The 26,703-nt window shown below is 51.9% G+C and carries 24 protein-coding genes; 14 read left to right on the forward strand and 10 right to left on the reverse strand.

Annotated features, from left to right (window positions below; translation table 11 throughout):
• Window positions 1-75: 75 nt before the first annotated feature.
• The 8 genes from RQ935_RS00120 to ileS all read left to right on the forward strand — a co-directional run bounded on the left by RQ935_RS00120 (window position 76) and on the right by ileS (window position 12,035).
• Entirely contained in the window at window positions 76-3,183 is a 3,108-nt protein-coding gene (locus tag RQ935_RS00120) for a glycoside hydrolase family 38 C-terminal domain-containing protein (RefSeq protein WP_311496671.1), read from the forward strand.
• Window positions 3,180-4,394 (forward strand): hypothetical protein, encoded by a 1,215-nt coding sequence (locus RQ935_RS00125; protein WP_311496672.1) that lies wholly within the window; start codon window positions 3,180-3,182, stop codon window positions 4,392-4,394. The genes RQ935_RS00120 and RQ935_RS00125 overlap by 4 nt, the downstream gene beginning before the upstream one ends.
• A gap of 54 nt (window positions 4,395-4,448) precedes the next feature.
• A complete protein-coding gene (locus RQ935_RS00130) occupies window positions 4,449-5,717 on the forward strand; it encodes an extracellular solute-binding protein (RefSeq protein ID WP_311496673.1) in 1,269 nt (422 codons plus the stop codon).
• Between the two features lie 83 nt (window positions 5,718-5,800).
• A complete protein-coding gene (locus RQ935_RS00135) occupies window positions 5,801-6,721 on the forward strand; it encodes a sugar ABC transporter permease (protein WP_311496674.1) in 921 nt (306 codons plus the stop codon).
• The gene (locus RQ935_RS00140; protein WP_282921443.1) at window positions 6,718-7,587 is read left to right on the forward strand and encodes a carbohydrate ABC transporter permease; all 870 of its coding nucleotides are present in this window, start codon (window positions 6,718-6,720) and stop codon (window positions 7,585-7,587) included. Before RQ935_RS00135 ends, RQ935_RS00140 begins: the two co-directional genes overlap by 4 nt.
• A 108-nt stretch (window positions 7,588-7,695) precedes the next feature.
• Complete coding sequence (locus RQ935_RS00145) at window positions 7,696-8,178, forward strand: DUF2975 domain-containing protein (RefSeq protein ID WP_311496675.1); 483 nt, start codon at window positions 7,696-7,698, stop codon at window positions 8,176-8,178.
• Window positions 8,179-8,397 (forward strand): helix-turn-helix transcriptional regulator, encoded by a 219-nt coding sequence (locus RQ935_RS00150; protein ID WP_297724064.1) that lies wholly within the window; start codon window positions 8,179-8,181, stop codon window positions 8,395-8,397. It begins immediately after the preceding gene.
• Between the two features lie 350 nt (window positions 8,398-8,747).
• Window positions 8,748-12,035, forward strand: coding sequence for an isoleucine--tRNA ligase (gene ileS, locus RQ935_RS00155; RefSeq protein WP_311496676.1), 3,288 nt, complete (start codon window positions 8,748-8,750; stop codon window positions 12,033-12,035).
• Between the two features lie 277 nt (window positions 12,036-12,312).
• On the opposite strand, the gene RQ935_RS00160 is transcribed toward ileS, so the two are convergent.
• Both RQ935_RS00160 and RQ935_RS00165 read right to left on the reverse strand, forming a co-directional pair.
• The gene (locus RQ935_RS00160) at window positions 12,313-12,726 is read right to left on the reverse strand and encodes a hypothetical protein (protein ID WP_311496677.1); all 414 of its coding nucleotides are present in this window, start codon (window positions 12,724-12,726) and stop codon (window positions 12,313-12,315) included.
• Window positions 12,710-12,907, reverse strand: a complete 198-nt coding sequence (locus tag RQ935_RS00165; protein WP_311496678.1) for a hypothetical protein — start codon at window positions 12,905-12,907, stop codon at window positions 12,710-12,712. The genes RQ935_RS00160 and RQ935_RS00165 overlap by 17 nt, the downstream gene beginning before the upstream one ends.
• Window positions 12,908-12,990: 83 nt before the next feature.
• Between RQ935_RS00165 and RQ935_RS00170 the strand changes: the two genes are divergently transcribed.
• From RQ935_RS00170 to RQ935_RS00190, 5 genes are all read left to right on the forward strand, one after another.
• Window positions 12,991-13,272 (forward strand): DUF5915 domain-containing protein, encoded by a 282-nt coding sequence (locus RQ935_RS00170; RefSeq protein ID WP_311496679.1) that lies wholly within the window; start codon window positions 12,991-12,993, stop codon window positions 13,270-13,272.
• 111 nt (window positions 13,273-13,383) lie between these two features.
• The gene (locus tag RQ935_RS00175; protein WP_311496680.1) at window positions 13,384-14,022 is read left to right on the forward strand and encodes a hypothetical protein; all 639 of its coding nucleotides are present in this window, start codon (window positions 13,384-13,386) and stop codon (window positions 14,020-14,022) included.
• 174 nt (window positions 14,023-14,196) lie between these two features.
• Window positions 14,197-14,472, forward strand: a complete 276-nt coding sequence (locus RQ935_RS00180; protein ID WP_296180580.1) for a type II toxin-antitoxin system Phd/YefM family antitoxin — start codon at window positions 14,197-14,199, stop codon at window positions 14,470-14,472.
• Window positions 14,472-14,867 (forward strand): type II toxin-antitoxin system VapC family toxin, encoded by a 396-nt coding sequence (locus tag RQ935_RS00185; RefSeq protein ID WP_311496681.1) that lies wholly within the window; start codon window positions 14,472-14,474, stop codon window positions 14,865-14,867. The genes RQ935_RS00180 and RQ935_RS00185 overlap by 1 nt, the downstream gene beginning before the upstream one ends.
• A 294-nt stretch (window positions 14,868-15,161) precedes the next feature.
• Window positions 15,162-16,412: an AAA family ATPase gene (locus RQ935_RS00190; protein ID WP_311496682.1), complete on the forward strand. Its 1,251-nt coding sequence runs from the start codon at window positions 15,162-15,164 to the stop codon at window positions 16,410-16,412.
• A gap of 45 nt (window positions 16,413-16,457) precedes the next feature.
• Here RQ935_RS00190 and RQ935_RS00195 read toward each other — a convergent pair whose 3' ends face one another.
• The 8 genes from RQ935_RS00195 to rlmC form a co-directional block, all read right to left on the reverse strand.
• Window positions 16,458-17,354 (reverse strand): aldo/keto reductase, encoded by an 897-nt coding sequence (locus RQ935_RS00195; RefSeq protein WP_311496683.1) that lies wholly within the window; start codon window positions 17,352-17,354, stop codon window positions 16,458-16,460.
• 46 nt (window positions 17,355-17,400) lie between these two features.
• On the reverse strand, window positions 17,401-18,738 hold the full coding sequence (locus RQ935_RS00200) for an MFS transporter (RefSeq protein ID WP_311496684.1): 1,338 nt from the start codon (window positions 18,736-18,738) through the stop codon (window positions 17,401-17,403).
• A 45-nt stretch (window positions 18,739-18,783) separates the two neighbouring features.
• Window positions 18,784-20,160: an MFS transporter gene (locus RQ935_RS00205; protein ID WP_311496685.1), complete on the reverse strand. Its 1,377-nt coding sequence runs from the start codon at window positions 20,158-20,160 to the stop codon at window positions 18,784-18,786.
• A 67-nt stretch (window positions 20,161-20,227) separates the two neighbouring features.
• Window positions 20,228-20,707, reverse strand: coding sequence for an ABC transporter permease (locus tag RQ935_RS00210; protein ID WP_311496686.1), 480 nt, complete (start codon window positions 20,705-20,707; stop codon window positions 20,228-20,230).
• 378 nt (window positions 20,708-21,085) lie between these two features.
• A complete protein-coding gene (locus tag RQ935_RS00215) occupies window positions 21,086-21,688 on the reverse strand; it encodes a DUF4097 family beta strand repeat-containing protein (RefSeq protein ID WP_311496687.1) in 603 nt (200 codons plus the stop codon).
• Window positions 21,689-21,999: 311 nt separating this feature from the next.
• Entirely contained in the window at window positions 22,000-22,236 is a 237-nt protein-coding gene (locus RQ935_RS09790; protein ID WP_399531676.1) for a TIGR04076 family protein, read from the reverse strand.
• Window positions 22,237-23,384: 1,148 nt separating this feature from the next.
• Window positions 23,385-23,912, reverse strand: a complete 528-nt coding sequence (locus RQ935_RS00220; RefSeq protein WP_004013070.1) for a DUF7010 family protein — start codon at window positions 23,910-23,912, stop codon at window positions 23,385-23,387.
• 207 nt (window positions 23,913-24,119) lie between these two features.
• On the reverse strand, window positions 24,120-25,148 hold the full coding sequence (rlmC, locus tag RQ935_RS00225) for a 23S rRNA (uracil(747)-C(5))-methyltransferase RlmC (protein WP_399531799.1): 1,029 nt from the start codon (window positions 25,146-25,148) through the stop codon (window positions 24,120-24,122).
• A 277-nt stretch (window positions 25,149-25,425) separates the two neighbouring features.
• On the opposite strand from rlmC, the gene RQ935_RS00230 reads away from it, so the two are divergent.
• A complete protein-coding gene (locus tag RQ935_RS00230; RefSeq protein WP_311496689.1) occupies window positions 25,426-26,691 on the forward strand; it encodes an alpha/beta fold hydrolase in 1,266 nt (421 codons plus the stop codon).
• Window positions 26,692-26,703 lie beyond the last annotated feature (12 nt).

Raw genomic sequence — 26,703 nt, forward strand, 5'->3', positions numbered from 1 at the left:
TTGAAATCCTTGTACTAAAGCGTTTTAGTAGCTACCATAGTACCAAATGCTACACGGAAGCAAAGGTGCTTAGATATGCATGAGAATCCAGAAATTCTGATCCAGCGGGTGAAACGTACGTTGGAAGAACGTTTGGTTCCTGCCATATATAGTCCTGTATCCCCGCTACGAGTCAGCGCCTGGCGTGTTCCTCGCGAAGGGGACGTCATTGGTGAGCCAGTTTCCTTCGCTGATATCCCAGACACTTTCCCCGAATTCACGGTGGGGCAATCCTGGGGAAGTGCTTGGGAAACCACTTGGTTCAAATTTCAGGGCACGGTTCCGGCTGTCGATTCCCTGAACTGCCGGGAAGGCGATGTGGTTGAAGCGCGTCTGGACTTGGGATGGTCTGATGTTTCGGCAGGATTTCAAGCGGAAGGTTTGGTACGGGATATCGCAGGAAATGCGATTAAAGCGGTTAATCCCCGTAACCAGTGGGTTCCTCTGCCGGTTGCGAAGCACGTGTCCCAGGATTTTCAGTTTTACGTTGAAGCTGCAGCGAACCCCTTGCTTTTGGATATACCTCCATTTCAGCCCACCGATGAGGGGGACAAACTTACTGCATCTACCGAGGATATTTATACCCTGCGCGCTGCTGAGATTGTGATTCGTCACGGCGATATTTACGATTTTGCCTTGGATGTGTCCATTTTGCTGGAGCTAGTGCAATCCGCTGCGCAGCTTACCTATCGAGAATTAGAAGTCCTGTTTGGTATTTCCAGTGCCTTAGATTGTCTTGATTTTCAACGCTTGTGCGACACCGTACCCCTGGCTCAGAAGCGTCTGCAACCACTGTTGGATCGTCCCGCCTTGCCCCGCGAGCACGAGCTTTTTGCGGTAGGACACGCACATATTGATTCGGCTTGGCTGTGGCCATTGCGGGAGACAAGGCGTAAAGTTGCGCGGACCCTGGCGAATGTTGTCCGTTTGCTAGAAGACGGTCATGAGATGGTGTTTGCGCTTCCGGCGGCACAGCACGTGGCTTGGTTAGAGCAAGATGAACCGCAACTCTTTGAGCGAGTAAAAGCACTCGTGGCAAAGGGAAAAATTGTCCCGGTGGGAGGCATGTGGGTGGAGCCTGATGCGGTTCTGCCTGGAGGAGAAGCCTTAGCCCGGCAACTTGTAGAGGGCTTGAACTATTTCGCAGAAAAATTTGACGTGAGCTGTCAAGAGATTTGGCTCCCCGATTCTTTTGGTTACACAGCGGCTTTACCGCAGTTAGCTCGTTGTGCAGGAATTTCGCGGTTCCTGACCCAAAAAATCTCTTGGAACCAAACCAATATATTTCCTCACCATACCTTGTGGTGGGAGGGTATAGACGGTTCGCGTGTCTTTACACATTTCCCTCCTGCAGATACCTATGGCTCAGATGTGACCGGAACTCAGCTACGCCACGCGGTCGAAAACTTTAAAGAAGCGGGGAGAGCAAATTCCTCAATGCTGCTTTATGGCTATGGGGATGGCGGGGGCGGCCCCACTAGGGAAATGTTGGAACGTTTGGCGCGAGTGCGGAATCTCGAAGGATTTGCCAAAACTCACCATGCGACACCACAGGAATTCTTTGACCAGGCTCAAGCAGAATATGACCAGCCGCCCACCTGGGTCGGAGAACTCTATCTGGAAAAACATCGCGGCACTCTGACCTCCCATGTCAGTGCCAAACAGGGGAACCGACGCAGTGAGGCGCTATTGCGTGAAGCCGAATGGTGGGCAGCAACGGCAGCCGTACGAGGGCTCCTGGACTACCCATACCAGGATTTTCAAAAGCTGTGGCACCAGGTATTGCTTTGTCAGTTTCATGACATTCTCCCCGGCAGTTCTATCGCCTGGGTTTACCGAGAAACAGCGGAAATTTATGCCTCAGTGCGGCAAAGTTGCGAAAGTATTATCGAGAAAAGCCTGCAAGCACTCGGGTCTGCGTCACCTACGAAGGCAGACCAAGCTGGTAATGAGTCCGCTAACGGGGACGAAGCGACAAGCACCTCGCTATGTTTGGCCAACGCCACGTCTTTCCCGATTCTCTCGGTTCCCAGCGGGGCAGGCGCGATGGTGGAACCGCCTGCAAATGACTTGCAGATAAATCGAGAAAAACACGAAATCTCAAATAGCTATCTGAAGTTGCGTTTCGACGAATCGGGTCGTTGTGTTTCTTTGCAGGATCGCCAGGGAGTGGAATTTATTCCCGCCGAAGCCCCGGCCGGAATTTTCCAGATACATCAGGATTTCCCCAATCAGTGGGATGCCTGGGACATTGACTACTTTTATCGGGGTTCACTGTGTACCCCATGCATGTCTGCCCCCGAACTGGGTCTGGAGGAGGACTTTGCCTGGGTGCGTTCTCGGATGACATTTGGCGATTCTGAAGCTGCGATTACCTGGAAACTTGGTGCGCACAATCGAGCGGTCGATATCTCAGTCGAGGCAGACTGGCACGAACAGGAAAAACTGCTAAAACTCGCTTTTGGGGTGAATCTTCACACAGACCATGCCCAATTTGAAACGCAGTTTGGTTACCTTACCAGGGCAATCCATGACAATACCTCTTGGGATGCGGCCCGCTTTGAGGTTAGTGCGCATCGCTGGCTCCGCCTCGAAAATGCTTCCTTAGCTCTAGCGATTGCCAACGATGCGACTTATGGTTGGGACATCACTCGACATCACCAAGACCGGGGAACCTATCAACTGGTGCGGGCAACCCTGGTGAAATCAGCCAAGTACCCTGACCCTCAACAAGATCAGGGACGTTTTACTTGGAACTTTCGGGTGCGTCCGCAAGCCACTGTGATGGAGGCTATCAGGGACGGGCAGGACATTAACTTGCGACGGCGCTACTACCATGGCAACCCTATTGCACCTCTTGTCAGTGTGGAAGGAGCGGTAGTGGAATCAATGAGCCTTTGCCCTGATGAAAGCGGGGATTTGGGGTTGCGCATATACGAGGGGACTGGAGGTCCGCAACAGGTGCGAATACGTATTCCCGAGGCTCAGCGTGTCTGGACGACGGACCTGCGTTATCAACCCAGCATAGAGGCTCCGGTCTTGCGTCAGATGGACGGGGAATACGTACTCGAACTGGGCGCATTCCAAATTGCAACTTTGAGAGCCAGCTTTAGTTCCTCTCAATCAGGGGAGGTTAGGTCGTGAGTTTGCAGACGGAACAATCCTCGATGAGATTTGGAGTGAATTACACACCACGGGAAGGTTGGTTCCATTCCTGGTTGGATTTCGACCCGGGGAAGGTCAGAGCTGACCTGGAACAGATTGCTTCGCTGGGAGTGGATCACATTCGAGTGTTTCCTCTTTGGCCGTTGTTGCAGCCCAATCGCAGCCTCATTCGAAGCCAGGCCATCGATGATGTTGGTACCGTGGTGAAGATAGCTCACGAGTGTGGGCTGGACACGACTGTCGATGTGCTGCAAGGACATCTGTCATCCTTCGACTTCCTGCCCTCCTGGGTTACAAGCTGGCACGAGGTGAATGTTTTCACTGATGAAGCGGCAGTGTCTGCTGAATCGCAACTGATTCTCACTTTGGGCAAAGCCTTGCGGGAACTGCCGGGGTTTAGCGGTTTGAGTTTGGGAAATGAATTTATCCAGTTTGCCGCACCGCGCCATCCTCAATCCCAAAAAATAACTCACGAGCAGGCAGAGAAGTGGTTGGAAACGCTCTTTTCACAGGCGCAACGTGTTGCGCCGGGTATGATACACACCTTTTCTCATGATGATGACATTTGGTTCGATTCGAAACACCCGTTTGTTCCTGGCGATGCGGTGAAATTCGGGGATAATATTACGGTTCATTCCTGGATCTTTGGTACCGTGGCGCCACATTATGGCAAGAGCGCCGTGGAGTTGACTTGGTTTGCGCGCTACCTGTGCGAGCTGGCCGATGCTTGGGCGCGTGCCTACGGTACCGCTCCTCGCCCGATTTGGTTACAGGAAGTTGGCGCCCCTGAACATTGGATAGAGCGAGAGGACATCCCGCAATTTGTCAGGGACACCGTGCTGAACCTACGCGGCGACTCTAATTGTGGGTTGAGTCCGAACCTGCGGGCGATTACCTGGTGGTGTTCACACGATGTCAACTCAGACCTTGCTGATTTTCCGCATTTCGAGCATAGCTTGGGATTGTTTGACCAGCATGGTGCCGTAAAGCCCGTTGGTCAGGCCTTCGCTGCGGCCATTAGAGAGTGGGGTAACCCTGGCCCCGCTCACTCCCGTGAGTCCCAAGAAATCGAACTTGGTACTCACAACCGGCAGCTTTTAAATGCGGACCAAGATTTTTTTGCTAACTGGGTGCGGTGGGCTAGAGAAGGGCAGGTGAAGCGTATAGAAATCAAGCTAGTGGAGGATTAGTTCCAAACCACATTTCAACTGTTTTATTTCCCATATACAACCACAAGGAGAAACATGAAATTGCGCAACATTGCCGTACCAATTGCGGCCCTTTCCCTTTTGCTAGCCGGTTGTACCGGTGGCGGCGCCTCAATCGGAGCTGCTGGAAGCGACCAAGCCCAGGAAATAACTTTCCAAACTTGGTCTCTGAAGAACGACCGTTTCACGCCGTACTTTGAGAAGCTAGTCGCAGATTTTGAAAAAGACAATCCCGGAACCAAAGTTAACTGGATTGACCAGCCAGGTGACGGTTATGAGGACAAAATTTTGCAGCAAGCAGATTCCGGCGAACTGCCTGACGTGATTAACCTTCCGCCAGAATTCGCCTATAAATTGGCGCAAGTCGATTTGCTGGTCGACTTGGAAGCCAAGGATGCCAAGAAACTTGATGAATACGTTGATGGCGCTACTAATGCGTACCGTTACCCCGACATCAAGGGACAATACGGTTATGCTTGGTACCTTGGTACGGATTTGAACTGGTTCAACACGAAAGCCATCCAAGAGGCGGGACTGGATACGACTAATCTACCTACCGACTTGGATTCTCTGTTTGACATGGCCAAGAAGGTTGCTGCCGCAACCAATGGAGAAGTGAAAATGATTGCGGACGTACCACGAACCGGTACCCTATCCGCTGCTGGCGTGAAAATTATTGAAAACGGTAAATTCGTGTTCAACTCGCCGGACGCGGTGAAAGTAGTGGAACGTTATAAGGATGCCTATGCTGCAGGAGCAATGCCACCGGAGGCTTTGAATGCCGATTACCTGGGTAACTCCGCGTTGTACAAGCAAGGTAAGACCGCCTGGACCACCGCTTCGGCCGGATTCCCCTCCGAATTGGAAAAGGAAGCTCCGACATTGCTGGAGAGTACAGTCTCCACGCCGCGCATCGGCCATGCTCCGCTGTTTATTCAGGGAATTTCCGTGTCCGCTAAGTCAAAGGCTCCAGATCTGGCAATGAAGTTTGCGCAGTACGTGACGAATAACACGAACCAAATCGAATTCCTGAAGATAGCCCAAGGATTCTTCCCCGGCACCAAGGAAGGTAATGAGAATCCGGACAGCTTTACTTCGGTGATTGAGATTCCGTTGCAGAAAACTGCTACTGAGCAAGCTGCAGCCGCTATCGGTGATGCAACTCCAGAGTATCCAATTCAGTTTACTTACGATATGGACAAGTACCTGCAACAGCAAGTAGCCTTAGCTGTCAAGGGTGACATCCCGGTTCAAGAGGCTTTAGATAAAGCCGCAGATTACGCAAATAAGAACCTCGGGAAGTAATTTCTGAATATTGCGAAAAGAGCGAGGTTCCAGGCGACATATCAGGAGATAAAATGAAGCCCCCACACAGGTATACTCCCTACGTGCTGTTAGCACCGGCGGTGATTTGGGTACTCGTGTTTTCAATTTGGCCTTTTTTGAACACAATCTACCTGTCTTTCACCAACGCTAGACCGTTGCGCACACCCGAGTTCACTGGGTTGACCAATTATGTGCAGTTATTTGCTGACGAGCGTTTCCGATACGCCGTGGTCACCAGTCTGCTCTACGTAGTTATTTGTGTGCCGTTGCTGACTTTCTTGCCGCTGTTCCTCGCCTTGTTGGTGCAGCGTAATGTGCCTGGAATCTCGCTCTTTCGTACCACCTACTATTTCCCAGTCATTGCCTCAGTAGTGGTGGTTGGTATCATCTGGAGCTGGCTGTTCGACTCGCGGGGCCTCGTTAACGAAACCTTCCAGTTCCTAGGGTTGACGCAGTCCCCCGTAAACTTTCTGATTAACCGCTGGCTGATTATTGTCTCGGCGGCTTTGCTAACGGTATGGAAAGGCCTGGGCTACTATATGGTGATTTATCTCGCTGCCCTAGGCAACGTTTCCCGTGAGCTGCACGAGGCGGCCGCCATAGATGGGGCCGGCTGGTGGCGTCGCTTCTGGAATGTCACCGTGCCGGGAGTCCGGGGTGCAATGATGCTGATTTCGGCGCTCATCACCGTGGCAGCAATCAGGGTATTTACTGAGATTTACGTACTCACCAACGGTTCTGGCGGCCCGGGCGGACAAGCACAATCGTTGGTGATGTTAATTCAGCAAACCGGAAAAGGACTAAATGGCAATCTCGGTTTCGCCTCGGCTGTTTCAGTAATTCTGTTCCTATTGACCATTGGACCGCTATTGTTCGTGGCCTGGATCAACCAGAAAACCGAATTCAAGGAGCTGCGTCGGGAACGTCGGATTCGGAAGGCGCAAAGAAAAGACATTAAATTCAATAAGGCGGTGAAATCATGAGTAAGACTCTGATGAAGCGTAGCTCTTCCCGTTCTTTTAATAAGCCTTCTCTGCCCAATATGGTGCTTCGCTACGTACTGTTGATTTTAATGATGATAATTTCTGTGGGGCCATTTTTGCTACAGCTCTCGCTGTCATTAAAGTCAAAGTACGAGGATGTTTATGCATTTCCACCCAAGTTTATTCCTGAACATCCGACTTTTGAGAACTATGCCGAAGTGGCGCGAAATATTCCCGTGTTCGATTACACCTGGCACTCCCTGCTGGTGTCGGTGGCCATGGTGGTGTCAAATGTGATTCTGGCCACTATGGCTGGCTATGCTCTGGCGGCCATGCGTTTTCGTTTTCGTGGTGTAATCTTGGCCTTGATTCTCTCCACGCTGATGCTACCCGGAGAAGTCACTCTGACCAGCCAGTATTTGACGGTGAAGGCATTGGGTGCGGCTAACACCTTGGTGGGGGTTTTCCTGCCGACTGCCATTACTGCGATTAACGTTCTCTTGATGGCTACGGCAGTGCGCTCCATCCCTCCTGCCGTTTTAGACGCTGCCACGATTGATGGGGCTTCAACGTTACAGCAACTGCGTTACGTCGTCTGGCCCAATGTGAGAGGAATGGCGATGGTGGTAGCTCTGATGTCTTTCATCCAAGCATGGGACGACTTCCTGTGGCCATTGGTGGTTCTTTCAGATCCAAAGAAGTACACGCTCACAGTCGGTATGCAGTACTTGCAGTCATCTTTTGGGACCAATCCCCGAGTGGTGGCTGCTGGCACGGTAATTGCGCTGATTCCTATCATTATTCTCTTTGCGGCCAGCCAAAAGATGTTCTTCCGCGGCGTGCAAGAGGGCGGTGTCAAGGGTTGATAGTGCAGGCATGCGAAAGGTGCGGCGTTTTGAATAATGCTCGCGTTTTATGTACATAAGGTACGCCGACCTATTGACAAACGATATATAAGTATCGATAATCGATATATGAACTTTTCTCGAACTTACGTAATTTTGTCGGAAGTTGCCTTGATTGCAGCTCTTCCCGGGGTGTTGTTGCTCCAGTTATTTTGCGTATTAGCGGCATGGGAAACGGGGGAGGAATTCCCCGAGGTTCGCCACCTGGTCGTACCATACGCGCTGGCGGCCGTAGCGGCGCTCATTTGTGTGCAGATACTGATTGTGGCGTTGATGATGCTGGTAAGGGCAGTTAGCAAAGGAGATTTTTTTACTGCTAAAACCATGAAATGGATTAATCTGGCGCGTCTCATGGTTGCTATCGGCCCCGGTATCGTCGCGATAACCGGTGGGCATATGAGCATTTTTACACCGGCAACCAGACCGGAGCCGCCACTTTTATTCCTCGGCGGAATAGTTTTGGGAGTGGGGCTATTCTCCCTGGTCAGCCTGGCTAAGAGTATTTTTCAAGCCGCACTGGACGATGCGGCAGAGTTAGCGGAGGTCATCTAAGTGATTACGGTAAATCTGTCGGTGTTGCTGGCCCAGCGAGGTATGTCGGTTCAGGACTTTGCCCAGGCTGTGGACATCACGGCGGCTAATGTCTCGATATTGAAAAATGGTCACGCCAAGGCAATCCGCTTCTCTACACTGGAAAAAATCTGCCGAGTTTTGGAGTGCCAGCCGGGAGACATTTTGAGTTACACTCCGCAGGGAGATAATCCGTCCTAACCTTTGGAATTTCTGAACCACAGGCAAAAGGTCACCTTGTTTGAGTCCAGAGAAAAAACTGGATAGAGTGGAATCCGCATTGAACCGGTCCGGACTGTTGAGCCCGGATATCGCCGGGGAGCTTCGGAAAGAACGGTTACGTGCCTTGCACGCGACTCACTAGACTCCGACGGGCAGGCCCGTTACAGCCATATTGAGCGGCTCACTTGGCCAACTCAATAGTCTGGCCGCACCGATTGGTCGGCAACCAGACTTTTGCGGGACCACGTGAGCAAGCGAGGTGGTACCGCGCCCACCGACAGAGTGTCGCAGGCGTCCTCGTGAATGAACGATTCGCGATAAGGACGAAGATGAGCGAGAAAAAACGCGGGTTCTACCCCAAACACCGGGACACTTCCCTGGACGCCAGCCCGAATTTTCCGAGCCTTGAAACTGAAACCCTGGCATTTTGGGCTGCGGATCATACTTTCCAGGCTTCTGTAGATGCTCGTCCCGCTGGTCAAGACGGCAGTAACGAGTTCGTGTTCTATGATGGACCGCCCTTTGCCAATGGCTTGCCGCACTATGGCCACCTGTTGACTGGCTACGTGAAAGACATCGTGGGGCGTTACCAGACCATGCAGGGACGCCGTGTGGAGCGGCGCTTCGGGTGGGACACTCACGGCTTGCCCGCCGAACTGGAGGCGGAACGCATTCTCGGCATCGAGGACAAGGAACAAATCGAAGGCCCGGGCGGAATGGGGATTGAGGCCTTCAACCAGGCCTGTCGCGAATCGGTACTGAAATATACCAAAGAGTGGGAAGAATATGTGACGCGCCAGGCGCGCTGGGTCGACTTCGAAAACGACTACAAGACCCTCGACCCCACCTTTATGGAATCGGTCATTTGGGCGTTCAAGACCCTGTACGACAAGGGGCTCATCTACGAAGGCTTCAAGGTGCTGCCGTACTGCTGGCACGACGGTACCCCCCTGTCGAACCACGAACTAAAGATGGACGACGACATCTACCAAAACCGCACCGACCAAACAGTCACGGTGGGAATGCGTCTGCGTGACACCGACGAGATGGTGCTGATTTGGACCACGACCCCGTGGACGTTGCCCAGCAACCTTGCGGTCGCCGTCGGGGAGGACATCGACTACGTGCGGGTCACGCCGACCCAGGGGGAGTTGCAGGGACAAACCGTAATCCTGGCCCAGGCGCGCTTGGCGGCTTACGAAAAGGAACTTGGGGAAAACCCGCAGGTATCCGCTCCTTTCAAAGGCTCTGAACTGGTTGGCCTGGAATACTATCCCATTTTCGATTACTTCGAGCAGGCCAAAGCTGTTGCCATCGCCGATGGCACGGCAGACCAGCCGGGACACGTGGGACCGGGATCGAAAGCCTGGACCATCATCAGTGCCGACTTCGTGTCCACCGAGGACGGCACCGGGCTGGTGCACCTCGCCCCGGCCTTTGGCGAGGACGACATGAACGTTTGCGCTACCCAGCAAATCGGGGTGGTCATGCCGGTAGACGGAAACGGAGTCATCACCGGGGAAGTCCCAGATTACGCGGGAAAGAACGTTTTTGAGGCAAACCGCTACATCATCGCCGACCTGCGCGACGAAACCGGCCCGGTGGCGACCCGTGAGGCGCGCCAGCGTCCCTACCTGGTGAAGGTCGCCTCTTACGAACACTCCTACCCGCACTGCTGGCGTTGCCGCAAACCGCTCATCTACAAGGCAGTGTCCTCGTGGTTTGTGCGCGTTACTGAGTTCCGCGACCGGATGGTGGAGTTGAACCAACAAATCACCTGGACACCGGAACATACCAAGAACGGTATCTTTGGTCACTGGCTGGCCGGGGCGCGCGACTGGTCGATTTCGCGCAACCGTTTCTGGGGTTCCCCGATTCCGGTATGGAAGTCGGACAATCCCGCCTATCCGCGCATTGACGTCTACGGCTCTTTTGCGGAACTGGAGCGGGATTTTGGAGTCAAGATTGATAACCTCCACCGGCCGTTCATCGATGAGTTGACCCGCCCGAATCCAGATGATCCCAGCGGAGAGTCCACGATGCGCCGCGTCCCGGAAGTGTTGGACTGCTGGTTCGAATCCGGCTCCATGCCTTACGCCCAGGTCCACTATCCCTTTGAAAATCGGGAATGGTTCGAGACGCATTACCCTGGCGATTTCATCGTGGAGTACATCGGTCAGACCCGTGGCTGGTTCTATACCTTGCACGTTTTGGCGACCGCGCTGTTTGACCGGCCGGCGTTCTTGAACTGTATCTCGCACGGTATCGTCCTGGGTGATGACGGGCGCAAGATGAGTAAATCTCTGCGCAACTACCCGGATGTCAACGAGGTTTTCGACAAGTACGGTGCGGACGCGATGCGTTGGTTCCTGATGAGTTCCCCGGTGGTCAGCGGGGGCAACCTGATTGTGACCGATAAGGGTATTCGCGACACGGTACGGCAAACGATTCTGCCGGTGTGGAACGCCTACTACTTCTTTACGCTCTATGCCGGCACCTGTCAGCAGGGCGCGGGCTACGAGGCGAAGCCCGTGGACGTGGATGATGCCGCGAGCGTCAACGCGCTGCCGATGATGGACCGTTATCTGTTGTCCGCCGCGCGCCAGCTGTTCCACGATTTGCGCACGGAGTTGGATAACTTCCACATTCCGGAGGCTTGTGAACACGTCCGCCAGTTCACCGAGGTGTTGAACAACTGGTACATTCGCATTTCTCGCCAGCGTTTTTGGGACGAGGATCCGGCCGCCTTTGACGTGCTCTACACCGTGTTAGAGGCGCTGATGCGGGCGATGGCTCCGCTGCTGCCTTTGATTGCAGAAGAAGTCTGGCGGGGGCTGACCGGTGGGCGTTCCGTACACCTGATGGACTACCCGGACTGGGACGATGCTGTGTACGATGACGCGCTAGTGGACGCTATGAACGAGGTGCGCGACGTGGTGTCCTGCGCCCACGCCTTGCGCAAGGGCGCTAACCTGCGGGTGCGTTTGCCGCTGAGCCGCCTCCAGGTGGTCGCGGCGAATCCGGAGGCTCTGCGTGACTACACGGCGCTCATTGCTTCCGAGGTCAACGTTAAGTCCGTGGAGGTGCTCGGTGTTGCCGAGTCCGGATTGCAATCAAGCCAGGAATTGACGCTCAACCCCAAGGCTTTTGCCCCCGAGGTGCGCAAACTGACTTCTGTGTTGTTCCAGGCGCAAAAGTCCGGTCAGTGGCACCTGGACGGTGACGGGGTGGTGTTCGACGGGGTGGAACTCGGTGGACAGCCGGTGCGCCTCACGGGTGAACAGTTCGGGCTGGTGACAAAGGTTGCAGCCGAGCCGGGAACCGTTGCTGATGTGCTGGACAGTGGCACTTTCGTGGTGCTGGACACGGAAGTGACCGAGGAGCTGGAAGCGGAGGGCTACGCCCGCGATGCGATTCGCGCGGTGCAAGACGCTCGCAAGAACGCGGGTCTGGACGTGGCTGACCGGATTGACCTGACGCTGGGAGTCCCGGCCGATAAACTCGAATGGGTGAAGACCCACGAAGCTCTTATCGCCGGAGAAACCCTGGCCGTGTCCGTGAGGGTCAATCCTTCTAGCGGCAAGGAACTGGAAATCGTGGTCGCCAAACACGCCTAGGCCTCGCGTTTCCCACGAATCAATAGCACCCTCGTGCGGCTTCCCGCGCGAGGGTTGCCTTTTAATTTTGGGCATAGATGATGAGCCAATCCTGATTTTCCAAAGACAAAAGTGCTGATGCAAAGGGACAAATAACCTCTGAAGGTTTTGCTTTCACCAGCCCATCTGCGGCGGCAAGTTTTGTAGGCGGAGGAACTTTGAGTGGTAACGCTACCTGGAAAACGAATGAGGGAATCTTTTTGGGGCAGCTTCTAATATAAAGCTACCTAAGTGTGCTCTATGCGCGGGCGAGTTGGGAGACGCGGCCTTTGGTCAGGCCGAGAAGTTGTGCGATGTCTGCGACTTTGATGCCGTCGCGGCGCAGACGGCGCACCAACGAGGCTTGGTCTTCCTGGGCTTTGCGGGTGGCGATGGCGGCCTCGGCCTTTTCGCGGTTGGTGCGTTCCACGGCCTCGCCGACTTCACCAACGGGGATCAGGCGGACCGGGGTTTTGGCCAATTCGGGGCGCTCCAGGAATTCCGCCCAGATGGAAACCAGGTCTGTGGCCATGAGTTGGGCCTCGGCCAGGGTGCGGCCTTGGGTGGCATGACGCTTGCCGTCGATTTCGACCTCGACCGCCCACCATTTGCCGCTGCGGGTGACTTCGGCGATGATTTCTTGATTCGTTGCTGTTTCAGTCATCGTTGCCATTGCGGGCCTCCTTCAGGATGGTTTTAGCAGTTAGTTCGGACACTTCGCGATGTCGGGGGACGGCAATCATTTGCGGGCCGATAAAGGCTTTCGTGTGGCTGCCACCTTCAACAAGGGTGAAACTTTCGCCACGCTCCTTGGCGATTTGCTCTAGGCGTTTTAAAAGTTCACGTCGCTTCACAAGACTAGTTTAGCGTAGTAAACCAAGTAGGTAAACAGACTCAAACCTACATGTAACTAGACATGGGCTATTGAAACAAGTTGATGGACAGTGGCACTTATGTGGTGCTGGACACCGAAGTGACCGTGGAGCTGGAAGCGGAAGGCTACGCCCGATATGCAATTCGCGCGGTGCAGGACGCTCGTAAGAACGCGGGTCTGGACGTGGCTGACTGGATTGACCTGACGCAAGGAGTCCCGGCAGCTTGTGTGGCTTGGGTGCAGAGCCACCGTGATTTTATTGCTACGGAAACGCTGTCACTAGGAGTGGAAATCCATGAGATTGAGGGGACACAGCTAGAGGTCACGGTTTCAAAGCACAGCTAGTACATCTGACCTGAGCGGTCACCTAACGAGCAGCGATAGGCTGCGGGGAGGGGCATGGTATAGAGATTAATCACCTATACTACATGGTGTTGCTCATGATAAAGTATTATCATGTGGCGGATAATTATGGTTCTGTTGGCTGGGGTATGTAGCCTATTTATTCTTGCTTCGCCGGAATCGTATATTCAGGGCTCAACTCCGTCTAGCAGGCCTACCGAATTGCGCATTGAAATTGTGGGTAAGATAGTGGCGGATAACTATCTATATTCATTTTACAATCCCGGAGTAATAATGAAGCAGTTCGATTCAGTCTCCGCGGAAGCGAGCAGCAAGCTGCAAGCTCGAAAGGCTGTTTTTGATCGCCAACAGAGCTATTTTGACTCTAAGTTCGACTCGCTAAATTCCTCGATAAAGGTATCATATCGGCGCTATTTGAGTAACATTTACTTTGTAACATTAATCGCTGATTACAGGTATATATCCGATGGGTATGTTTCTCGCGAAAAAAGTAATATCAATATGAAAATCACCAATTATCACAATGTCTTCAGTTTGGAGTATATATCGTCTGACGACACCTTTGATGAGATGACATTTCAAGATAATAATTTTGCCCCAAAATCACCTCAGGAATATAAAGAAATAGCTGATAAATATATTAGAGATTTGGATATTACTTGTTTAACTATGTGTAACAACTCAGATAATTACATGCTGCCTGTGCGTGAGATGCGGGTTTTAATCCGATGAAGTTGCTGCTTTGGCTTCACGCTTCGTAATCCCTCGACTCTGAGCCCTCTGTAGTGCTGCCGTACTGAAATCTGTCTGCGAGGTATCAATTCGCGTTGCTTTTGTTACCGCGAATGTAAACTAACCGCGTCAGCGCTATTGCGAAGATTTAGAGGATGTTCTATCATGTAGAACATGGTGACGGTAGGATTGCGCGAACTTGGACAAAATGCGTCTCAAGTCCTGAAACAGGTCCAGGACGGAGAAAGCGTCGTGGTTACGGATCGACGACGTCCTATTGCCAAAATTGTGGCTTTGCAAACGAGCCCCCTCGAACAGATGAAAGACGCCGGATTGGTGCGTCCGGCGCTGCGTTCTTGGCGGGAGGTACCCGCAGTGCCTGAATCTGGTGAAACAGCACCGACTCCGACCGACATTTTGCGGCAAATGCGTGAATCGGAGCGATATTGATGGCCTACTACGTGGACACCTCCGGGCTGGCTAAAGCCATACACAAAGAACCCGAAAGCGATGCTTTTAACGAGTGGATGCTGGAACATGATTCGCAAGTGTATTGTTCAGATTTAGTCAGAGTGGAATTGATGCGGGTGGCGGGCAAGCTCGGTGAAAATGCCAGATTACAAGCCCGATCCATCATCTCCGCAATTTCCTTGATTGCCATCAGTCCCGCAATATGTGATGCCGCAGGCCTGTTGGAACCCAGCAATGTGCGCAGTCTCGATGCTATTCACCTGGCAACCGCTCTAGTGTTGGGGGACGGCCTAGAGGGATTGCTGACTTACGACGAGAGGATGTCTAACGCTGCAAGAGAGTTAGGTATCCGCTCATTCGCCCCGGGCTGGTGAGTAACGACTGAATTCGCGTGGTTTCAAGGGGGTTTATCAGCGAGAATGTGTAGCTTGGCACAAACAGTCGTGAGGAACAGCAGACATAAAAAGCTAAAGAAAATTTCAAATTAAAGCAAGAGCAATATAAATCTCAACCGGGGTAAGTTAAGTGTTTGTAAAAAACGCTGAGAATCTGATAGAAATGGATGTAAGAGGAGCCTCATCTAGGTGGAGGCCGGAGTCAGAGGAATTCCGGCATTCTGTCTAAAATCCCGAGAGAACGAGGCGAAAACACGCGAAAGTGGCGGAGAGATGCGCAAACTTTTTATACTTTATGGCCCGCAGGGGGCCGGCAAAACGACGTTTGTGCAGGAAAATAAGCTCGAAGAGTTTTCCGTCAGCGCTGATGAAGTGCGCCGTATGTTTTCCCGCTATGTTCCCGCTCTCGATGGCGACAAGGTCTTAATCGCCGGGGAGCATTTGCAGCGTTTGACCCGCCGCATTGTGCAAGAACAAGCTGATAACTTGATGTTTCTGGGCTCTCCGGTCATCATCGATGCGGTCAACGCCTCGCCCCGCTCTCGTTCGCAGTGGGAAGCGCTGGCGGATTCTCACGGCTACGACGTCTTAGCGGTGGACTTTACCCAGGTTAGCCGGGAGGAATTGCTGTCCCGTAACCTCAAACGCGGGGGAGACCGGATTCCTGATATTGAGTCATTCTTGGATCGCTTCGATTCTGTTCCGCCGCCGCAGACCATCACCCCGGCGCAGATGCTGGATTGTTTTAAAACTTGTCAGGTTGACCTGGGCAATCGGCCGGTGCGAGTGGTTGGCGATGTGCAGTCCTGCGGGGGCGCCTTGGAACAGGCTGTGGCAGAACTGGGCACTCCGGATGCCAAGTGGATTTTTGTGGGAGACCTGTTTGACCGCGGCCCCGATGCCGGAAAAGTTTGGAAAATCCTGCGCTCCGTAGACAACGTGGTGATCACCGGAAACCATGAGAAATCCCTTTTGAACGCCTTGAAAGGACGAGGCACCAAGAGCGCCACCGAGGAATCTGTGAAACAGTTACTGACCGCTGGCGCGACCCGCCAACAACTCGAAGACTGGTATCGTTCCACCGTGCCGTTCTATGACTTCCGAGTCGGGGGGACGCCCGCCACACCCTCAGTTTCCGATGCTCCGGGAACGAAATCTGGACCGGAGAAGCGCCCGGGAGCTCGCGAATATTTTGTATCCCACGGCGGGATATATCCCGAAACCATCCGCGAAATCCGCCGCACCGGTTATTGTGATTTGCCTGATGATTACTTTATCTTCGGGGTGGGAACTCGCGCCAACACCTACCGGCGGCGCTACGAGTTCAAAAATTTCCCTGAAATGGGGGACCATGAAATCGTCCAACTGCACGGTCATCGCAACGAAAGCCGAGAAAACTTTGTGAATCCCGGGGTCATCGACCTCGAATCCGGGGTGGAAAAGGACGGTTGGCTTTCGGTTTACGCTATCGATGGCGTTACCGGTGAGGGCCAGATTCACAAGTACCGCGAGCCGCGGGACTGATGACCGCAATACGCCGGTGATTCCAGTCAGAAGCCCGGGAAACGTTTATTTCGCGCCGTTTACGTGGTCGGGGTGCGATCCAGTGCGGCCCGCCTCACCACGATCCAGACTGTCGAGAGCCGCTCGCGCGGGCGCATCCAACTCAAACTCCAGCACGGCAAAGTTCTCCCGCATCCGCTCAACATGATTCGACTTTGGGATGACCACGTCCCCGCGCTCAAGAGCCCAACGCAACACGACTTGAGCCGGGGTCCACCCCAGGCGTTTGGCGGTCTCAATCAAAACCGGGGTGTCAAAGAACCGACCCCGCGCCAGGGGAGACCAGGCCTCAATGACCCCGCCATGTGCTTTGGTGAATTCCCTAACCGCGTTATTGGCAAACCACGGGTGTGCCTCGACCTGGTTGACCTGCGGAAAAATCCCCGTCTCAGCCAGCAGTCGCTGCAGATGCGAAACTTCAAAGTTCGACACCCCCACGTGACGGGCTCGCCCATCCGCCACGAACTCTTGCAACACCCGCCACAAACCGGGATAGTCCCCGCCGTAAGCCTCGGGCATCGGCCAGTGAATGAGGAACAAATCCACGTAATCGGTTTGCAGACGCTGCAATGACTCGGCAAAAGTGCGGCGGGCCACATCGGGCTCGTGATGGGGATTGTTCAGTTTAGTGGTTAAGAAGAACTCGCTGCGCGCGATTCCCGATGCCCGCAGGGCCGCGCCAACTTCCGCTTCGTTTCCATACATTTGGGCGGTATCAATGTGCCGATACCCCACTTCCACCGCGTTCTCCACGATTTCTTGGGCATTTTCGGGAGCAATTTTATAGGTGCCGAAACCCAGTTGAGGAATTCTCGCGACCGGGGAACCTGAGATGTCGTCGCCGCACCCGAGGGGAAGCAACGGAACCCCAAAACTGTCCACTACGGCTTGTGACTGCGTCATTTTCCCTCCATTCTGGCGGCGGTGCCGCTTGAGAAACGAGACCCGATTACTCTACCGATTTGACCTTGTATATCATCAGCCCGCCAATCACAAACATCACGGCCATAGCGCTGAACAAGACCGTGTAGCCCACGGAATAGCTGGCGATGAGAACAATTAACGGAACTCCAAAAATGGGGGCTAACACCTGCGGGAGGGTCGCGGAAATGTTTAAAACACCGAGGTCACGACCGGAATCGTCAGTGGGAGGAAGGACTCGGGTGGTAATCGCAAAAGTTACCGTGATGAAAATACCCTGGCCAATCCCAATAAAGACCGCAGCGAGAATCGTCCAAGTCCAAGTTTGCAAGAACGCAAGGATGAGGCTGCCAATCGCCATGGTGACTGAGGAAATGAAGATGAGCCGGCGGTACTTCATCAGATAGTCGGCGACAAAACCGATGATGAAGGCGCTAATCATGGTGAGCACCGCATAAATCGTGGACAAAATCAGGACACCTGTAGTCGGATTCGGGTAATGCAGCACATCTTCGAGGTAATACAGCAGGTAAAGCGTTATCGTCATGAAAGGTATGAACATCAGGAGTCGCGAGAGCCAAGTCCAGATGAAATCCGGGTATTTGCGCGGCGGAACCCAGAATCGCTGGAAAAACTTTTTGATGGGGATCGGGTCTCGGCGAGCACCGAGGAAACGGTCGTTGGAGTTCCACAAGTAGGGGGTCACACAGATGGTCAGTAGCAACACTAAGACAACGTAGGCTGCCACGATGCCCATGTAGTTGCTGATGAAGTTCGTACAAAGGGCAGCCAATCCCACCCCAATCAAAGACCCTAGGGTCTGACCAGCTCCCAACCAGCCGCCCATTTCGCCGCGGTACTCAATCCTGACAGAATCGTTCGGAATGGCGCTGGTAGCGATAAATGCGGCGTTTAGCGCCGCCTGGGTCAAGACCCACGTTCCCGCCAAAGACGCGGGACACCACGACAAAGTCAAGCCTGCGAGCGCGAAAACTCCACATAAAACCCCGCCCAAGACCCAAGGCGCCCGGCGTCCGTATTTTGAGTAAGTCCGGTCAGACAGCGCTCCGAAAATGGGAGCGGCAATCATCGCCATGAATGCCCCGCAGCCGGTAACTACGGATAGCACAATTTCCTTTTGGTCGTTAGCTATCATCGAGGCTTGCAGGCCGATGAGCAGCTGAATGGGGGCAAATAAACAGGCATAAATGCCGACCTGAGTCAGCAGGAGGGCGAATTTCCACCTGGTAGTGGGGATTTCCAGCGGTTCAATGGTCTCCTTCTTGGCATGAAAAATGCCGGGATTCCAGGAACGCGGCCACCGACGTGGTCCTTGCGTAGCGGGGGTCAGATCCGGAGAGTTCACGCGTTAAGCCTAACGTTAAAACATCTAATTTCTGGGTGAGTTTGGTCATTGTGGGGGTAAAATCGACAAAGATTTCAGGGTCAGGAGGTAAAATCCCACGGACGCGAGCTGCGAAATGATTGAAACTGCAACCATCGCGGGGATATTGACCTCATAGAGCGCGCCTATCAGCCAAGACCCGAGGAACCAGGCGATTCCGAAGCCGGTTTCGAAAACGCCGAACCCGGTGGCGCGACGATTCTTGGGCATAATTTTGGCTACCGCAGCTTTCATGATGCTTTCTTGGGCGCCCATTCCCAGACCCCACAGAACAATGCCAATGCTGATGAACCAGGGATTGCCGCTCAGGAATACGAATGCTGAAAACGGTGTCGTCAGAAGGGTTGAGACAATGAGCGCCCGCAAGCCGATACGGTCGAACCAGGTTCCAAAAATGAGTGCGGCTATGGCGTCGACCACCATCGCCCCCGCGTAGAGCAGCGCTAATGCCGCTTTTGGGAATGCCGCAGTTTTCGCGGCATGCAGAGTAACCAGCGTGAAGTCCGCGAAACCGAAAGCGAACAAGCAGATAGCGGCCATATAGAGGGCAAAAGCTCGGTTGAAACGAAAACTCGGGGCGGTCGCGGAAACGGAGGGTAACGCGCTTGTGGGGGCGCCGTTCGTAAAGGTATCGCCGGTGGGGGTCTCGCGGGTCGGGTCGGGCGCACAAGGTTCTCGGGGCGGGTCAGTCGGAGTGGTAGCGTTTTCCGGTGGGGTGACGGGCTGGTCAAAATTTTCGGGGTGTGGATAGAAGTGCCAGGCTAACACGGTGAGCGCGATGGTGATGAGCGCGGGAATGCCCAAGGTGAGAAAGCCGAGGCGGTAAGTTCCGAACAGGTCTTGCGTGCCGATAATCAGACCAACGAGGAACAGCAGCAGAGGACCCAGGAATGCGCCGAGTTGGTCGAGGAATTCCTGCAGCGCGAAGCCTTTACCAGTACCGATTTCGTCCGCTGCGAAGCTGACCAAGGTGTTTTTCGCGGGTTTCTTAATGGCTTTGCCCACGCGTTCCAAAACCACCAAGCTGCAGGCAAAAATCCAGCCATTGTCGGGAACGAGCGCGAGAGCGGGGATGGCAAGCACCTGGATGGTGTAGCCAAAAATAATCAAACCCCAGTAGTGTTTGGTCTTGTCTGCCCAAAAGCCTGAGAGCAGGCGCAATGAGTAGCCGCAAAGTTCCCCAAAACCGGAGACAAAACCAATCGCTGCCGCTGACGCCCCGGTCAGGTGCAGATACTCACCCAAAACCGAGCGAGCGCCCTCGTGTGTCATATCTGAGAACATGGACACGATACCCATCAGGACAATAAACGTGAACGCTCCGCGCGAAATAGTCCGCGACCAGCGAGGATTGTTTTGTTGCTCCGAATCCGAGGACACCACGGTTTCTATGCTAGTAGTTCAGGGGTAATCACGCCCATAGGTTAGACGGGCGTTCAGGGTATAGGTTTCAAAATAGAGTCAGCAGGTAGCCATCGATTAGGGCGATGGCAAAGTACATGATGAACGCCCTGATGAAAGCGGAGATGTGCTTTCGTGGGTCCTGGTAGAGAGCGGGTTGGGGGAGCTTTGAGAATCTGATGCGCGGGGTACGTTGCCACCACAACAAATCAATGACAATTAGGTCGAAAACGTTCAAGGTTTGTCCGAGAATCAGCAGGGAGAGGAAATTTTGCGCAAAGTTGCTCTGGCGGATAAATATCCCGAAAACAAATAATATGACTAGGAAGAGGAGAAAATTGGCGGTAAAGGTTAGGAAAGGATTCTGTTCCTTGAACTGGTGTTGGTATTCCGGGATAGCGCTAATTCTGATCTGTACCTCATCAGGATAAGAACTGTAATTCTTTAAGTTTTTGGCGTCAGTTCCGGTTCCTAAAAAGCAAAGAATAAAGAATATCGCACATAAGAGGACTGCTTCTGTAAACAACATAAGTATTGCTTCCTTTAATTACTAACTTTGCTTTGCCATAGTTTGGATGTCGACATGTTAGGAGAAAACTTATTTAAGCATATCATTTTGTGAGAGCAATGCCAGACGCTCTACGCATATTGCATGCATGTCTAGTACATCGACATTCTATTGAGTAACAGGGTGTACTGTGGAAGCAATTTTTTAACGATAAAAATGTGTTATTGTTAAAAGTGTTAAATTAGCTACTTGTAACAATCTAAAATTTTATTGTTTCTAACTAATCTCAGCATAGAATGCGGATATGCTTGTCATCTCAGCATCCAACATGCAGTAGTTATCCAATGGTCTGTTTTTGTAACTGGTGATGGTGCTGGTTATAAAAACGCCCTAAGCGTATTACTTCACAACAGCTTTTCCATTAAGGCAATGTACGACATAGTGAGCACATTCGTCTGATTTATAGCCAAGATTGGCTTTATTCTTATCAGAAATCTCAGTAATTCCATTCTCGTAGGCTACTTCCAGACCGGCGTCTTTGGTAATTAATCCTTCTAGGACACTCGCGCCATTGATTGTCTCAACCGTGCATACGTTGGCTACTTCGACATTTTTAGCCACAGTAGAACCATTAAGGCATTTTAGAAAGATATCATTAGCCTCAACAATTCTTGCTTCTACCTTGTCATTTTGAACCTCTGCATAAATCTTGTCAGTCTTGATATCTGTTATTATGACTTGATTTGATTCAGCTTCAATCTCGCAGATATCAATATTTTCTGGCAACGTAACGATGACTTCGGGACTGTCTTTAGATAACCACTGTAACCAGTAAAAAGGTGATATTTTTTCTGTTTGAATAAGTCTTATAGCGTTTTGATCTTCTTCGAGTTTAAATTTGCCTTTTTCGCAGTTAACATAGCTAATATTGAATGAATCAGCTCTCTTCACAGTTAAGCTAATGTCTCTTGTCTCTGCTACGAACTTCCTGCTATTCGCCATTTTAGTGCCTCCTTTGTGGGCGAGTCTCCTGCTTTAGAAATTATACTAGCATATAACGGATTTCGCCATCCCAATTAGTCAGGACCGGATTCGTGCACCTCACGGGGGGGGTAGAGTGGACGTGCCCATCTAGTCAGCCCTTGACATCAAAACGACACACTCTACATGTTTCAAGACTACCCTGATGATAACCCTCCATCAAGAAGCTGATCGTAACGCTCGTTGCATGATGGAAGATGGCAATGGGATTGTCGTTGGAACGTGCGTATCTAAGGTATAATTTTGAGCTTAAGTATCCTTACTAACCGGGATTAGTCTTCGTAATCAATCCGTTCTATCTTGAAGATAACCGGTCTTGTTCCATCAGAACAGCAGGCTATCATTTCATTTTCCTTTGCCATCCAGCCTTTCATTATGGAACCGCCTTGTAGACCGGAATAGATATAACGACTGATTGTATCCCATAATTCCGAGCAATGCGGTATCTTAGGTCCACCAGCAACAGTACCAGGATCGGCAGAGGTTTTTACTAGTGTGCCAAGTCCCATGTGCCAAAAATCGTCATGCTTATTATCACGGTAAAATCAAATATATCTCCAATATTATAACAAGGACATGCTGCAGAGTGAAAATCAGCACAATATGCCTGTCGAAGTTCGGGGTATAGTTTCTTGTCTATTACCGTTAATCTTACTTTATGTTTCTAATGTTCCTCTTATGTATTTGGAAATCTGCTCCTGTAAAGTGAAATTTTCTATTATTCAAGCCTCTTCAAAGAAATTCAGCGACTTACATAAAATACTATTGCAAAGGTGCAAATCACAACAAATGATAATACTGTACCTATTAAGGCAGGCACCGGTAAATCTATTCCTAACTTGCTGCAGTATACAGACTGCAAGATAACCATAGTGCCAACGCCAAATAGGATATATGGAAAATGGGAGCGGTTTTGTATCCGATATCTTTTTTACTACTAATCAATAGTGCACATATTATCAATCCAGGGTATAAGACTCCCAAGTCAATTGCGTAAGTGGCCTCAGTTGTAAGAACGCCGAAAAGTTCACTGTAATTATTTGCTGTGACATATGGCACAATCAAAAAAACCAGATAATGATTGTAAGCATTCCGGATATTGCAAGACATAAGCTGATTCCAATATTTCTGCTGTTTTTTGTATCAGCTTTTACTTTGACCATATTAGTATATCTATTCCATAATACCATTGAAGTGAAAATGCTTAATCCAAATTCTGATACATTTAATAAATACAATGCATTCATAGACACGCTAAATATTTAAGCAGGGTAATAATATATGAACGAAAAGTATTGAGCCATCCTTAGTGTGCGGACCCATAATTTCTTTCATCCAAAAATGACAGTAAGATCATGAATATACCTCTGACAATGCCTATCCAATCTGCACCAAACCTGCCGGTTACAGTCATCAAGAATTGTAGGCATATATTCCGTTTTCATACAGTTCCACTTGTTGGCCGTATAAGTTCTTTACCTAGAAAGCTTCACCAGCATTTGAATAAAATAAACCGAAAGCAGCAGCGCTGATTGCTATGCATGAAATGGCTATGCTTAAGACTCTGTCTGTCTTCTCTTTCGTCATATGCTAAATGTGTCCTTTTTGTAGTTATTGCGTTTGTGAACATATTCAATAAAGAATTCCATTTACTTATCTATATACCATTCAGTTCATTTCGCAATATAAAGACAAAGGCAATTTCGGCGGCTGCAGCTGTTCCTGCAACAACAAATCCGCCAAAAAGATTTCCTAAAACAAGCGATAAAACAGGAATGATAATTGCGAAAACCTGGTAGACTTTTGATTTGTACAGCCATGAATACGGCAGTAAATGTGCGCCAAAGACCATTGCGTACACCATAATCATTTTATCAGGTACGGCGTTAAACACCCATATTACAATGAGAAGATATAAAATCTGATTCATTGTAAATAAAAACCCTAAATTTCCCAACTCGTTGTCCTTTGAAAATATATCCACACCAATTTTCTTCCCTATCAGCCATGACAGCGGAAGCATAGGCGTTGAGCAACAAAACACCAAGATATTTTTCATCGCAATATTTATATCCAATGCTGCGACAACCGTAATCAATAACCATATTACGACGGACGTAAGAATAAACGGCAGACCTTTTTTCTGCTTTATGATGATATCATTCCTCAATTCATCTAAGCTCATTGATTTCTCCTTCAAATGCTAATTTACACATTCTGATATTCCCCGTCGTGGCAGTGTAAAGAGACTACTCTCTCTTAGCTACCAGAACATCTTATTGTCCACACCCCACTCCTCCTAACCCTGTCCACATAGAGTTTATCATCGTAAATGGCAGTGAGAAGAAAAAGGTCGTTTCTTTTTCCTCTACGTTGTTATCCGTGTTTATCCTTATTTAACTTGTGACATCAATACTACCGTCTCGACATGTGAGGTATGCGGGAACATGTCTACCAGTTTGGCTGCGGTAATCCGGTAGGAACGCATTCGGCGTAGGTCCTCCACCAGGGTTTCCTGGAAACAGGAGGAATAGATGAGGTGGGGGATACCGGAGTGCTCCAGCCAGGAGGATAATTCAGGCCCGAGCCCGCGCCGCGGTGGGTTCACCACCACCAAATCTGGCGGTACAAGTTTTTGATTAGTAGCCCACTTAGTCGCATCGGCGGTAATGAAATGCGGCCTAGCCACAGCGTCACCGCGGGAGCTCGCAACGGTGCTCTCAACTCCCTGCCCCACCGGGCTAGCCGCAGCCGCACCCGCCATTTCGGCCACGGCCTTCTTCGCGCCATCAATAGCCGGCCCCACGACTTCCACGCCCGTCACCTGCGCAACCCCGGCGGAACTCAGTGCAAAGGCAAATCCGCCCACTCCGCAATACAAATCCCAAGCGGTTTCCGGCTGGAGTTCCCGTGCCCAAGCAGCAGCTTGCGTATACATAGCCTGCGATGCGGCGGTATTCGTCTGGAAAAACGCCCCCGGCGCCAGCCATAAATCCGTGCCGATACCGGGCATATGTATATATTTTTCATCTGAAAGGATGATTTCCTCCCGCCCTTCAATGACGGTGGTGTGTTCGGGCTGAATATTGACCGAAAACACCCGCAGGTGGGGCAACTCGGCCTGAAGCTCGGACCACGTATTTTCAATCCGATGTAGGGCAGCTTTCGAACGCAACACCAGACGCACCATCAACTCGCCCGCAGGATTGGCGCTGAACAGCACGTATTTGACTTCGCCCTTAGCGGTGGCGATGTTATAGGGGCGGGCACCGAGGTGCTGCAGCCAAGCCCGAATAGGCGCGAAAGCGGCGCGAATTGCCGGTACATACAGCGGACACGACTGTAAATCGACGCCAGCGGGATGATCCTTAGAGGGGGCCAGTCCCAGCACAATCGACTTCTTGGACCCCGACACCACCATTTTTGCCTTATTGCGAAATTCTTTCTGGGGGCTGCGGTAGGTTGGCAGCCACTCGAAATGCGACTTCGCAGCGGGTGTCTGAGCGGGATTTCGTCGCGAGGAGGGACGGTCCAGAGAGGCCAAAGCTCGGCGTGAGGCCCGTTCCTTGTCCCGCACCTGCTGGCTGTAAGGCACCCCCATGAGGGGGCACGACCGGCAGACCCGCGCCTCAAAGTATTCGCAAAACATGTCTTCAAGTCTAAGGCCAAGCCAAGCAGGTGGCATTAAGCTGAAACACATGAGTGATGAAGTGAAACTGTTGCCGGGACTGAAACTACGTGAGATTACTTTGCAAGTGCCGCTGGACCATCTCAATCCAGCTGCGGGAATGATAGAAATATTTGCACGAGTCGTCACCGGTAAGGACGGGGAAAAGCGACCCTACCTGCTGTTCCTACAAGGCGGACCCGGACATGAGGCGGCCCGGCCCGCGTTGTACCCCTCGCCGCAGCCGACCTGGCTGCCTCGTGCCCTTGAGGACTATCAGGTCGTTATGCTCGATCAGCGCGGTACCGGGAAATCCACCCCGGTTTCGGCGGATCCGGATTTCGGACCTCTGGCGGGGCTAACCCCATCTGAACAGGCTGAATACCTGACGCACTTGCGTGCCGATGAGATTGTTCGGGATGCCGAAGCGCTGCGCGATTACCTGGGCGGGAAACGCTGGACGCTGCTGGGGCAGTCATTCGGGGGTTTCACTTCCGTGCGCTACCTCAGCTCCCACCCCGAAGGGCTGTCTGGAACTATCCTGACCGGCGGACTGACGGCAGTGGGGCATCCCATTGAAGATGTTTACGCCGAAACTTGGCGAATCATGATGGATAAATCCGAAACCTATTATCGCCAGTTCCCCGAGGACCGGGACCGGGTGCGCCAGATTTATAATCTGGCCCGGGAGGGGAAGATTATTACGCCCAATGGCGACAAGGTCGGTGCGGATCGTTGGCGTACGGTGGGGATTGTGTTGGGTGCACAAGGTGGGGGTATGAAGTTGCATGAACTGCTGGAAAATGATCCGTTCTCGCCGGCATTTCGTCATGATTTGGCCGCAATGTTGCCGTTCGAAGGGCGCAATCCGCTCTATGCCATCATGCACGAGTCTTGTTACGCGGACGGGGTGGCAACACGCTGGGCGGCTAGCCGCACTATGCCGAGGGAAGTGAAACGTGACGGGACGCTGTTCGCGGGAGAGCATCTGCCTCGTGACCTATTCGATGAATCGTCTGAACTGCGGCCTTTGCGCGAAGCGGCCGACATACTGGCCAATTATGAATGGACGCAACTCTATTCGACTGAACGCCTGGCCAGCGCAGACGTACCGGTTGCGGCGGCAGCCTACTATGAAGATGCCTACGTGCCGTTGAAGTTCTCGACTGAAACCGCTGGCATCTTAAAAGATTGCCGTCTGTGGGTCACCAGTGAATATGAACACAACGGTTTGCGTCAAGACGCGCGGGTGCTGGATAGGCTAATCGGGCTGCTCAAAGGCCAGATTTTGCAGTAAATTAATATACAG

The sequence above is a fragment of the uncultured Mobiluncus sp. genome (genome assembly GCF_963511525.1).
Taxonomy (GTDB): Bacteria; Actinomycetota; Actinomycetes; order Actinomycetales; family Actinomycetaceae; genus Mobiluncus.